Source organism: Cognatishimia sp. (genome assembly GCF_049116455.1).
Classification (GTDB): domain Bacteria; phylum Pseudomonadota; class Alphaproteobacteria; order Rhodobacterales; family Rhodobacteraceae; genus Cognatishimia.
The window spans coordinates 909,049-920,833 of the sequence record NZ_JAGDYW010000003.1; the positions used below are offsets into that span (position 1 = coordinate 909,049).

Here is an 11,785-nt window from a genome sequence, read left to right on the forward strand (position 1 = left end):
ACCCCTTATGCGAAGTCAGCTGCGAATTCGTCGAGCGCTGCTTTCACTTTGTCTGCTGCTTCGCCTTTGATCTTAGGATCTTCATCCGTGATCCACTGAAGCAGGTCCGCGTGTTTGCCACGCAGGTGCGCCAGAAGGGCTGCTTCGTAGCGACCAACTTCTTTTACGTCGACTTTGTCGAGGTAACCGTTGGTGCCCGCGAAGATCAGGCAGACGATTTCAGAGTTTGTCAGTGGCGAGTACTGAGGCTGTTTCATCAGCTCGGTCAGACGTGCACCACGTGCCAGAAGCTGCTGTGTTGCAGCGTCCAGATCGGAACCGAACTGAGCAAACGCAGCCATCTCACGATACTGAGCCAGAGACAGTTTAACTGGGCCAGCAACAGAAGACATTGCTTTGGTTTGTGCAGAGGAACCAACACGAGAAACAGACAGACCTGTGTTCACCGCTGGGCGAATACCTTGGTAGAACAGTTCAGTTTCCAAGAAGATCTGACCGTCGGTGATGGAAATCACGTTGGTTGGAATAAACGCAGAAACGTCACCACCCTGAGTTTCAATCACTGGCAGAGCAGTCAAAGAACCAGAACCGTTGTCTTCGTTCAGCTTGGAAGAGCGTTCCAGCAAACGAGAGTGGAGATAGAAAACGTCACCTGGGTACGCTTCACGGCCCGGTGGGCGACGCAGAAGCAGGGACATCTGACGATAGGAAACCGCTTGTTTGGACAGATCATCATAGATGATCAGCGCGTGCTTGCCGCTGTCGCGGAAGTACTCTGCCATGGATGTCGCAGCATAAGGTGCCAGGAACTGCATTGGCGCCGGGTCGGACGCAGTCGCAGCAACAACGATGGAATATTCAATCGCGCCAGTTTCTTCGAGCTTTTTAACAAGCTGAGCAACTGTGGAACGCTTTTGACCAACCGCAACATAAACGCAGAACAGTTTCTTGCTCTCGTCGTCGCCGGCTGCTTCGTTGTAAGATTTTTGGTTCAGGATGGTGTCCAGCGCGATGGCTGTTTTACCAGTCTGACGGTCACCAATGATCAGCTCACGCTGGCCACGGCCGATAGGGATCATCGCGTCAACGGACTTCAGGCCAGTCGCCATTGGTTCGTGAACGGATTTACGTGGGATAATGCCAGGCGCTTTAACGTCAGCAACGCTACGGCCAGATGCTTTGATCGGGCCTTTGCCGTCCAGCGGGTTACCCAAGCCGTCAACAACACGACCCAGCAGCTCTGGGCCAACTGGAACGTCAACGATTGAGTTGGTGCGCTTAACAGTGTCACCTTCTTTGATGTCACGGTCGGAACCAAAGATAACAACACCGACGTTGTCGCTTTCCAGGTTAAGGGCCATGCCCATAATACCACCTGGGAACTCGACCATTTCACCGGCTTGAACGTTGTCCAGACCGTAGACGCGGGCAATACCGTCACCTACGGAAAGAACGCGACCAACCTCGGCCACTTCGGCTTCCTGACCAAAATTCTGGATTTGGTCTTTCAGGATCGCCGAGATTTCGGCTGCTTGGATACCCATTTATCCGACCTCTTTCATTGCATTCTGAAGGGAGTTGAGCTTGGAGCGGATCGACGTGTCGATCATCTTCGAGCCCACCTTAACGACAAGACCGCCCACCAGAGACTGGTCGACGGTCGCATTGATTTTCACATCTTGGCCAACACGCGCTTTGAGCGTCTTCGCCAGTTTGTCAGCTTGGGTCTTGGTGAGTGCTTTCGCGGAAATCACATCCGCGGTCACTTCGCCTTTGTCTGCTGCGATCAGAGCGCGCAGCGCGTCGATCAGCTGAGGCAGAACAAACAGACGGCGATTTTCAGCCATCAAGCCCAGTGTATTGGTCAAAACTGCAGACAGACCCATTTTCTTAGCAATCGCAGAGATTGCCTCGCCTTGTGCGGCGCGGGTCACGACAGGAGAGGTGATCAGCTCACGCAGATCAGCGCTTTCGTCTAGTGCTGCAGACAATTCATCAAGGCCCTTCTCTAGATCAGAGATTGCCTTGGACTCGTTTGCGATCTCAAAGACCGCAGTGGCATAGCGCGCAGCGATGCCTTGCGAAATCGAAGCTGGTTCGGACACGTCCACCCTTCCGATATTTAGGCCTCAGATTACCGCGCAGACCGGTTTCCAAGGACGTTGCTGGCTTTGATGCAAATCAAAACCGTAAATTTCAGGCGGGGTGTAGCAGAGGTGACCCTAGCTATCAATAACGTTTGACATAAAGCATCAGATGCAAAAATGCCTTGTTTTTAAGACCTTAAATCAACCGCGACCCTATTACCCAGAATTCTGACAAAAAATTCACAAGAAAATCGGGAAATTTACCGATTCTTGGGTCTCAAAAGACGTAACGTAAGTCCAAATCTCGTACTTTCAGAGCACCAATTTGTCAGATTGGCGCCACTTCTGGCTTTGGTGCCAGAATCTCCAAAGGTTTTCGCACCGTCGCTTTGAGTCCGCCTGTTGGCGCGTGCAAACGTTTACTCGCTTCCACCATCAAGACCCCACCTGACACCACAGGCGATAGGGCGCGCCCGGTGTTTTCCCAGATCGGTGCAGTTTTGCGCCAAAACCGCTTATGGCTTGGGGGCTGAAACAAGGTGGTTCTGCTGCGTTCGGGCATAAAGCCATGACGGCGCAATTGCGCCTCAAGCTGACCCGTTGAATAGGGGCGTCCGTAGCCAAAAGGTGTGTTGTCCGATCGGCACCACATACCTGCACGATGCGGCACAATAAACAGCGCCCTACCCCCGGGCCCAAGCACTCGGAAGGCTTCGTCAAGTAAATCGATCGGACGCTCGCAGTTTTCCAATCCATGCATCAAAACCAAGCGATCCGCGCGTCCGGTTTCCAGAGGCCACAGAGTTTCTTCGGTCAGAACCGAAACATTTGGCTGCCCCAGAGGCCAAGGCATCACGCCTTGCGGCGCTGGCATCAGGCCGATAACCCGTCGTGCCTCGCCCAGATACGGGCGCAATAGCGGGACCGCAAAACCAAAGCCAACCATCGTCTGGCCTTGCCCGTTTGGCCAAAGCGCGCGCAGTTCATCACGCACAGCTTTCTGCGCGGCACGTCCCAACATGCTACGGTAGTAAAAGTTCCGAAGGTCTTTAACGTCGAGATGCATCAGGCCCGCACAATTGGATCAGCCAGTCTGACCCTAACATAATGGCTTTTCATGTCGATGAAACTATCATGTAATGAAATTGTGCATCAGGGAGAAAAACATGCCGTTGGAAATTATCACCGTGCCATGTCTTGAGGACAATTATGCCTTTATCCTTCATGCGCCGTTAACTGGGCTCACTGCCCTTGTAGACGCACCGGAAGCGGCTCCAATTATCGCCGAGCTTGATAAGCGTGGCTGGACACTCGATTTCATTTTGTTAACGCACCATCATTGGGATCACGTCGATGGCGTTCCTGATCTACGCGCCAAATATGGCCCAACGGTGATTGGCGCTGAAGCGGATGCGCATCGTTTGCCCGATTTGGACATGCAGGTGGCCCATGGCTCGCGATTCTCCTTGGGCAATGTCGAAGTCAGCGTTTCTGAAGTTCCCGGCCACACCGTTGGTCATATCGCCTTTCACATCGCATCGGTGAATGCGTTGTTCACAGCGGACAGCCTGATGGCGCTTGGGTGCGGTCGTTTATTTGAAGGCACGCCAGCGCAAATGCTCGATACAATGCAGATGTTAGCTACATTACCTGACGCCACGCAGGTCTATTCGGGCCATGAATATACAGCGACCAATGCTGCTTTTGCTTTGACAGTCGATCCCAACAACACAGACCTACAAGCACGTGCCAAAGAAATTGCGACTGCCAGAAGTCAGGGTGCTTTCACCGTCCCGTCATCATTGTTGATCGAAAAAAAGACCAACCCTTTTCTACGCGCCCATACCTCAGGTATCCGCGCAGCATTGGACATGCCAGATGCCACGGACCTTGAGGTCTTTACCGAAGTCCGGTTAAGGCGCAATGAATTCTAATTTTCCCAATTAACTGCAGGACTTATTGCCATTGGCCCCGGCTTCTGGCAGGCTGGTGTTATAGCAAATAGTGTGTCGCCGCATTCGCGCCGTCGCCCTCAGTTTGACAGGCTAATTTATGACCAAATGTAAGATAGGTCACAATTTAGACGTCAAAAGTGAGGGAAAAATGACAGAAAAGCCTTGAAGCTCGGCGCGGATCGACCAAACTTTAACACTATCAGGCCATGGTAACTTTCGGGCCCCTCCTCTGGGATTTCCTTTCAGGACTATCTACATTGGGGTGCCAAGCAAGAAACCGGGCTTTAAGAAACCGCAGCCGGAAGGAGTACGAGCAGTGCCTTCATTTTCTAAAACACTGGAACAGTCGATCCACACCGCTTTGGCGCAAGCCAATGAGCGACGTCATGAGTTCGCAACTCTAGAACACCTTCTGCTGGCGCTTTTGGATGAACCCGATGCGCTCCGTGTGATGCGGGCCTGCAGCGTCGATGTTGATGAGCTGCGTCAGACGCTTCTGGAATTCATCGAAGAAGACCTGTCCAATCTGGTCGTTGATATTGAAGGCTCAGAAGCGGTGCCCACCGCAGCCTTCCAACGTGTGATCCAACGCGCAGCCATTCACGTACAATCCTCTGGCCGCACCGAAGTGACCGGCGCCAACGTACTGGTCGCCATCTTTGCGGAACGCGAAAGCAACGCAGTCTACTTCCTGCAAGAGCAGGACATGACACGCTATGACGCCGTCAACTACATCGCCCATGGGGTCTCCAAAGACCCGGCCTTTGGCGAAAATCGTCCGGTGACGGGTACTGATGACGAAGAAGACGAAGCCGCCTCTGGCTCTGCACCACAGGGTGAGGGCGAGAAAAAAGAAAGCGCGCTGTCAAAATACTGCGTTGATCTAAATACCAAGGCCCGCGCTGGCGATGTTGATCCACTGATCGGCCGCGACCATGAGGTTGAGCGCTGTATCCAAGTGCTTTGCCGCCGCCGCAAGAACAACCCACTACTGGTGGGTGATCCCGGTGTTGGTAAAACCGCCATTGCCGAAGGCCTTGCGCATCGCATTGTAAACGGCCAAACACCAGAAGTTCTGTCGGAAACCACCATCTTCTCACTTGATATGGGCGCGTTGCTAGCCGGCACTCGCTACCGCGGTGATTTCGAAGAACGCCTGAAAGCAGTGGTGACCGAACTTGAAGATCATCCAGATGGTGTGTTGTTCATCGATGAAATCCACACTGTAATCGGTGCTGGTGCCACTTCAGGCGGGGCGATGGATGCATCCAACCTGCTGAAACCTGCTCTGCAGGGCGGCAAGCTGCGCACCATGGGTTCGACCACATATAAAGAATTCCGCCAGCACTTTGAAAAGGACCGTGCCCTGTCGCGTCGCTTCCAAAAGATCGACGTCAGCGAGCCTTCGGTGCCAGACACCATCAAGATCCTGAAGGGTCTTAAAGAATATTTCGAAGAGCACCACGGCGTGAAATATACCGCAGATGCGATCAAGACGGCTGTAGAGCTTTCGGCCCGCTACATTAATGACCGGAAGCTGCCTGATAAAGCCATCGACGTAATCGACGAAGCAGGTGCGGCCCAGCATCTTGTGGCGGCTTCTAAACGTCGCAAAACCATCGGCACCAAAGAAATCGAAGCCGTCGTTGCTAAAATCGCGCGCATCCCGCCAAAGAACGTCTCCAAGGACGATGCTGAGGTGCTCAAAGACATGGAGAAAACGCTTAAACGCGTGGTCTTCGGTCAGGACAATGCCATTGAAGCGCTTTCGTCAGCCATCAAGCTGGCCCGTGCTGGTCTGCGCGAACCTGAAAAGCCAATTGGCAACTACCTCTTCGCTGGCCCAACTGGCGTCGGTAAAACCGAAGTCGCCAAACAGCTGGCAAGCACCCTCGGTGTCGAGCTGCTGCGCTTTGACATGTCCGAATACATGGAGAAGCACGCCGTATCACGTCTGATCGGTGCCCCTCCGGGTTACGTTGGCTTTGATCAAGGCGGTCAGTTGACCGATGGCGTTGATCAGCATCCACACTGCGTGTTGCTGCTTGATGAAATCGAAAAAGCGCACCCGGATGTCTATAATATTCTGTTGCAGGTCATGGACCACGGTTCCTTGACGGATCACAACGGTCGCACCGTTGATTTCCGCAATGTGATCTTGATCATGACATCGAACGCTGGGGCTGCAGATCAGGCGAAAGCTGCCGTGGGTTTCGGACGCGAACGTCGCGAAGGCGAAGACACAGCAGCGGTCGAACGCACCTTCACCCCGGAATTCCGCAACCGACTGGATGCTGTGATTTCCTTCGCACCACTGGGCAAAGAAGTGATCCTGCAAGTGGTTGAGAAGTTTGTGCTCCAGCTGGAAGCGCAGCTGATGGACCGCAACGTTCACATCGAGCTGACCCGCAAGGCTGCAGAATGGCTGGCGGACAAAGGCTATGACGACAAGATGGGCGCCCGCCCCTTGGGTCGCGTGATCCAAGAACACATTAAAAAGCCACTGGCCGAAGAACTGCTGTTTGGCAAGTTAGCCAAAGGTGGTCTTGTGAAGGTCACCGTGAAAGGTGGCGACTTGAAGCTTGATCTGGATGGACCTGAAAAGCCACAGATCACCGGCAAGAAAAAGCCGCCTCTGCTAACCGCGGAATGAGTTAAACATAGAATAAAGAAAGCCCCGCAATTTGCGGGGCTTTCTTGTTTGGCTTCGAGACGCTGAAAGCCACTTGGAGCCAAAGCCTGAAAGCTGTCCTACTTCTCAGTAAATTTCAGCTCGATCCGGCGGTTCTTTGCCCGCGCTTCTCGTGTATTGGCCGGATCAATGGGTTGATATTCCCCAAAGCCATTGGCAGACAGGCGCTGAGGCGGCAGGCCCAAATCATTGGCCATAAAGCGCACCACCGACAAGGCCCGCGCCTGACTGAGTTCCCAGTTATCCGCAAACTGTGCGCCATTTATTAGTGGAATGTTGTCGGTGTGGCCATCGACCTGCAGCACCCAGTTGATTTCCTGCGGAATGTCATCAGCGACCTCAAGCAACAGCTGCGAGATGGCTGTGATTTGCAACCGGCCCTCAACACTCAGGTCAGCACCACCCGGAGGGAACAGGACCTCGGAGCTAAAGACAAAGCGGTCACCGACAATCCGCACGCCTTCGCGATTGCCCAGTAGCACTCGCATACGGCCAAAGAACTCAGACCGGTATTGCTGCAGATCACGCGCCTGCGCTTCCAATCGCTTACGCTCGGCTTCTTCCAGCTCGCGACGGCGCTTTTCTTCGGCCGCAGCCCGTGCAAGGGCCGCGTTCAGATCAGATCCCAAAGTTGAAAGCTGTACCTGCGCAGCCACATCCCGTGCTTTGCTATCATCCAATAGGGCTTGCAGCTCACCCAATTGCTGGCGCAGGGCCGCGACCTGCTGGTTCAGCACTGCTGCCTGTTTCTCACTCTCGGTGGCGCGGGTACGGTTTTCTTCCAACGTCTGTTCCGCCAAAGCCAAAAGGCGGGCGCGTTCTTCGGCTTGCGACAGTCTTTCTGCTGCTGCCTGTTCAGCAGCGGCCTTCGCCGCCAGGGCCGCAGCCAGTTGCCGTTCTACGTCTGATCGATCCGCCGCAACTGTTTCTGCGGCAAGTTTTGCAGCCAAAGCGGCCGCCAATTGGATTTGTAGCTCTGCGTTGGATGCATCCGAATTGGCCACGGCGCTTTCCGCTGCCAATTTTTCAGCCAAAGCCGCCGCCAGCTGCGCTTGTATGTCTTCAATCCGCGTCTGTTGTTCCTCAGCCGTTGCAGCCTGCGCCTCGGCATTTGTTTCCGCTGCAGCCAGGCGATCTGCCAAATCAGCCAGCAACGCTTCTTGCGAGGCCCCATCTGCCTCGGCGGTTTGCAAAGCCAGCAGGGCAACCGCAATTTGGCTGTTTAGATCTTCTTCTTTGACCAAAGCTGCGGCCAGTTTCAAATCCAGATCCACGCGCGCTTTCTCAGCGGCGGCCAAAAGCGTCAGCGTATCTTCGGCGCGTTTGCGTTGTTCTTCCAAAGCCAAAGTCATCGCCGTCAGTTCAGCATCCGCATTGGCCAATCGTTCGCGCAGGGCTTCGGCAGCGGCGGCTTCCGCCAATTTGGCCAACTCTTCTTCACTCAGCCGCGCCTCAAGATCCGTTACCTGAGCAGCTAAGGCAGCGTTGGCGGTCGCCTCTTGTTCGGCTTTGGCCTCAAGTTCTGCAATCATCGCATCCAAGGCCTCACGCTGGGCGGCCGCAAGGCGCGCGGCTTCGGTTTGCGCATCAATTTCATTGCGCGCCCGTGCCAAGGCCAGGTTCAGCGCTTCTTGTTCGGACAGCAATGTATCCCGCTGCGTTTCAACTTCTTCCAATGCGCCCAGAACCGTGTCGCGTTCAGCGATCAGTGCCGCGACCTGCGCTTCAAAACTGGTGATTTGGGTCTGCGCAATCGACAACGCCGATGCTGTTTCATCGCGTTGCTGAGTGAGCGTGGCAATCAAAGCAGCTTGTTGGCTCGCCAAGTCTTCTGCACTTGTTAAGGTTGCGCGCAATGCGCCGACGCGGGCCTCCAATGCTGCGCCGCGATCACGTTCCAATCCAAGCGCCTGTGCAAGGGCAGCCACTTCTGCCGAGAGCTCGTCCAGCTGGCTTTCTTGCCCAGAAATGGTTTCACGCAGCACAAATTGAACAACCATAAAGATGGTCAACACAAACATCAGAACCAGCAAAAGCCCAGTCATCGCATCCACGAAACCCGGCCAAATCGAGGCTTGAAACCGTTGTCCTGTCCGGCGTGAGAGCGCCATTCATTAGCCCTCCTGCGATGGATCCGAGGACGGGTGCGCCGGTGGCGTTTGTCGACGCCGGGCCGGTTGCTTTTGCATTCCCAGTTTTTCGATGGCCTGCGTCAGCGAAGACAAATCCGTGCGCAATTCAGCCATCGTGTCTTGTCGTCCGGCAGAGATTTCTTCGAGGATGCGCAGCATCTGCACGTCAATCGAACGCAATCGCATACGGCTTTCTGCATCCACATTGTCGCCATGTCCTGCTTCGCGAATGGCTTCGATCAAACGCTCCTGGCCATCTGCAACCCGCCCCATAGCCCCATCGTCACCGCCCTGCCCCATGCGTTCCGTCATGGTTTTCACGGCACCAGTCAGATCACCGACCTGCGTTTCCACACGGGAGCGGCTTTCTTCGGATTTGGCAAACATATCCTGTAGCTGGTCCATCTGCTCGGCCATATGTTCCAGCACTTCACCAAGAACATTGGTTTCAACACCATGTTCACCCTCCGCCCCGGTGAAGCCAACACGGGTGATCGAACTCAGCCATTCTTCCAGCTCACGATAAAACCGGTTCTGACCGTGGCTTGCAAAAAGCTCCAAAAGGCCAACTACCAAAGATCCAGCAAGACCCAGCAATGATGAAGCAAAGGCGACGCCCATGCCGTTAAGCTGACTTTCCAGACCTGTCATCAGCCGGCCAAAGACTGCAATCCCCGCTTCGCCGTCTTCTGGCGCCAGGCTTCGAATGGTTTCGACCAAAGCAGGTACAGTGGTTGCCAGCCCGTAGAATGTGCCCAGCAAACCCAAAAAGATCAGCATGTTCACGATGTAGCGGGTGATTTCGCGGACTTCGTCGATCCGCGTAGCCACGGAATCTAGGATCGAACGCGTCGAAGTCGCGCTGATCTGACCTTTTGCACCACGAGACCGCAACAGGGATGCCAAAGGCACCAGCAACTGCGGTGGCTGCAGCTGATCAGATCCTTCAGCATGGGTTGCAAAGGCCTTGATCCAACGTGTCGATGAGATGAGTGAAAAGACCTGCGCAAAACAGGCCATAACCCCGACCACAAAGACAAAGACGATGAAGCCATTCAGCGCAGGGTTGGCCTGAAAGACCGGCAAAACCCTTGGCAAGGCAACATAGGTTAACGCTCCGGTCAGTCCCAGAACGGTCAACATAAAGAAAATCTGTCTCACGGGTTGTGAGAAATGCGGCTCGGCCTCTCGGTCTGGCAGCTCCATTGGGCCAGCTCCTGACGCTATTATTATCTTTGGGTACCCTAAGCGCGCGCGCGCCAGCTGCCAAGGTTTATTGCTTATTCAGCGAGCGAAAGCTGAATTGTTCACAACGTCATACTAAAGGCGCTCAGGTAATCTCGCGCACGCGGGCTGACAGCCAATCCAATTCGCCATCTTCAATGCCTAGCTCCGTCAGGTGAGCGGAGGTGTTATAAAGATATTCCGTATTTGGACCACGCCCACCCACGGCCGATGAAATCACCTTAGCTTGTTGTTCCAATGTCAGATGCACATATTGGTCATGTTCAGGGTCAATCACATAAGTCACGGCAGTCACCTTGCGCCCATCTGCCAATGTCACTTGCAACTCGCGCTCTAGATAGGCTGAAGACACCAATTCACGCTCACGCAACTCTTGAATGGCCGCCTCTTCTGTTCCGGGTTTCACCCGTAAGGCCAGCCCATGACAGTGTCCTTTATCAGCCGCATCAAGTGCCAGAACGAGCCCCGGATGCTCAACAGTGCCGCGGTGATGGATCGAAGACATACAAAAACTGCGGTGCCAACCGTGCAGCGTTGCAACTGCTTGCTCAGCCACTTCGAAACCTGGGTTCCACAAAAGCGAGCCATATCCGAACACCCAAAGCGCCATCGTTTTCATCCACACTGGTCTATTGCGTTTTGCGCGTTTAAACACCAATGCGCTTGGACTGCAAAGGGGCCAATTCATGAGACGTTTGCTGATCGTTATTTTGATCGCCGCTTTAGGCTGGTTTGCCTATTGGTTTGTCATCTCAAACATTGCGCAAACAGGCTATGAAGCTTGGTTCAAAGACCGTCAGGATGAAGGATGGCAGGCAGAGTATTCTAATCTGCAACTGCGCGGTTTCCCCAACCGGATCGACACCACATTTGAAAACATCACTCTTGCTGATCCTGATACCGGTCTTGCCTGGACCGCGCCGTTTTTCCAGATTTTCGCCCTGAGTTACCGACCAAATCACCTGATCGCGGTTTGGCCAAAGTCGCAAACCCTATCGACTCCGATACAGGACATTGCCATCACAAACGATGACATGAAGGCCTCTGTGGTCTTCGCGGCCAATACAAATGTAGCCCTACGTCGCGCAAATTTTGCGACGACTGATCTACAACTATCTTCCGATGCAGAATGGTCCTTGTCCGCGGACAACTTGCGTGTTGCGATTTCTCAGGATGAAACCACTGATACGCGTTATCAAGTGGCATTGCAGGGGCAAGGCGTAGCCCCGCCGTCATCCCTGCGCAATGACGTACTGCCCGAAAAAATGAGTGCGCTTGATCTGGACGCCTCGTTGGAATTTGACCGTGTTTGGGATCTGCGCGCGTTACAAGAGCGCCGCCCACAGCCCACTGCAATTGCACTGCGCACCGCCAAAGCACAATGGGGGCCAATGCTCTTTCAGGCGGCGGGCGACTTCACCCTAGATGAATTGGGCACATTAAATGGAGAGCTGACATTGCGCGCCAAAGAATGGCAATCCATGATCCAAATTGCACGAGAGTCGCAAACCATCGATCCCTTCGTGATTGATGGTGCAGAGCAATTGATGCGCCTCTTTTCATCCTTGTCAGGACCAGGCCAGGATATCGATCTAAAGCTTACGTTTAAAAATGGCAGCACCTATGCGGGCTTTCTTCCATTGGGCTCTGCACCGCGGTTGAGCCTCAGATAAT

General features: G+C 54.1%; 9 protein-coding genes. 3 read left to right on the forward strand and 6 right to left on the reverse strand.

The window, feature by feature from the left end:
* Positions 1 to 5: 5 nt before the first annotated feature.
* From atpA to JXQ85_RS09520, 3 genes are all read right to left on the reverse strand, one after another.
* Positions 6 to 1,544, reverse strand: coding sequence for a F0F1 ATP synthase subunit alpha (gene atpA / locus JXQ85_RS09510; RefSeq protein ID WP_421748662.1), 1,539 nt, complete (start codon positions 1,542 to 1,544; stop codon positions 6 to 8).
* Positions 1,545 to 2,105, reverse strand: coding sequence for a F0F1 ATP synthase subunit delta (locus tag JXQ85_RS09515; protein ID WP_421748663.1), 561 nt, complete (start codon positions 2,103 to 2,105; stop codon positions 1,545 to 1,547).
* Between the two features lie 310 nt (positions 2,106 to 2,415).
* A complete protein-coding gene (locus JXQ85_RS09520) occupies positions 2,416 to 3,153 on the reverse strand; it encodes a class I SAM-dependent methyltransferase (RefSeq protein ID WP_421748664.1) in 738 nt (245 codons plus the stop codon).
* Between the two features lie 100 nt (positions 3,154 to 3,253).
* Between JXQ85_RS09520 and gloB the strand changes: the two genes are divergently transcribed.
* Positions 3,254 to 4,021: a hydroxyacylglutathione hydrolase gene (gene gloB, locus JXQ85_RS09525; RefSeq protein WP_421748665.1), complete on the forward strand. Its 768-nt coding sequence runs from the start codon at positions 3,254 to 3,256 to the stop codon at positions 4,019 to 4,021.
* A 337-nt stretch (positions 4,022 to 4,358) separates the two neighbouring features.
* A complete protein-coding gene (gene clpA / locus JXQ85_RS09530; protein ID WP_421748666.1) occupies positions 4,359 to 6,695 on the forward strand; it encodes an ATP-dependent Clp protease ATP-binding subunit ClpA in 2,337 nt (778 codons plus the stop codon).
* A 98-nt stretch (positions 6,696 to 6,793) separates the two neighbouring features.
* Here the strand turns inward: clpA and JXQ85_RS09535 are convergent, their stop codons facing one another.
* The 3 genes from JXQ85_RS09535 to JXQ85_RS09545 all read right to left on the reverse strand — a co-directional run bounded on the left by JXQ85_RS09535 (position 6,794) and on the right by JXQ85_RS09545 (position 10,721).
* Positions 6,794 to 8,845 carry a peptidoglycan -binding protein gene (locus JXQ85_RS09535; RefSeq protein ID WP_421748667.1) on the reverse strand — a complete coding sequence of 684 codons (2,052 nt, stop codon included), beginning with the start codon at positions 8,843 to 8,845 and terminating at the stop codon, positions 6,794 to 6,796.
* Positions 8,846 to 8,848: 3 nt separating this feature from the next.
* The gene (locus tag JXQ85_RS09540; protein ID WP_421748668.1) at positions 8,849 to 10,072 is read right to left on the reverse strand and encodes a biopolymer transporter ExbB; all 1,224 of its coding nucleotides are present in this window, start codon (positions 10,070 to 10,072) and stop codon (positions 8,849 to 8,851) included.
* 124 nt (positions 10,073 to 10,196) lie between these two features.
* Complete coding sequence (locus tag JXQ85_RS09545) at positions 10,197 to 10,721, reverse strand: gamma-glutamylcyclotransferase (RefSeq protein ID WP_421749049.1); 525 nt, start codon at positions 10,719 to 10,721, stop codon at positions 10,197 to 10,199.
* A gap of 76 nt (positions 10,722 to 10,797) precedes the next feature.
* Between JXQ85_RS09545 and JXQ85_RS09550 the strand changes: the two genes are divergently transcribed.
* A complete protein-coding gene (locus JXQ85_RS09550; RefSeq protein ID WP_421748669.1) occupies positions 10,798 to 11,784 on the forward strand; it encodes a DUF2125 domain-containing protein in 987 nt (328 codons plus the stop codon).
* The last annotated feature ends 1 nt before the right edge of the window (position 11,785 follow it).

What these genes read in the sequence shown, in the direction of transcription:
- JXQ85_RS09535 (WP_421748667.1), bottom strand. Translation starts at nt 8,845, where the DNA reads ATGGCGCTCTCACGCCGGACAGGACAACGGTTTCAAGCCTCGATTTGG.
- JXQ85_RS09550 (WP_421748669.1), top strand. Translation starts at nt 10,798, where the DNA reads ATGAGACGTTTGCTGATCGTTATTTTGATCGCCGCTTTAGGCTGGTTT.
- JXQ85_RS09520 (WP_421748664.1), bottom strand. Translation starts at nt 3,153, where the DNA reads ATGCATCTCGACGTTAAAGACCTTCGGAACTTTTACTACCGTAGCATG.
- JXQ85_RS09540 (WP_421748668.1), bottom strand. Translation starts at nt 10,072, where the DNA reads ATGGAGCTGCCAGACCGAGAGGCCGAGCCGCATTTCTCACAACCCGTG.
- JXQ85_RS09545 (WP_421749049.1), bottom strand. Translation starts at nt 10,721, where the DNA reads ATGGCGCTTTGGGTGTTCGGATATGGCTCGCTTTTGTGGAACCCAGGT.
- atpA (WP_421748662.1), bottom strand. Translation starts at nt 1,544, where the DNA reads ATGGGTATCCAAGCAGCCGAAATCTCGGCGATCCTGAAAGACCAAATC.
- gloB (WP_421748665.1), top strand. Translation starts at nt 3,254, where the DNA reads ATGCCGTTGGAAATTATCACCGTGCCATGTCTTGAGGACAATTATGCC.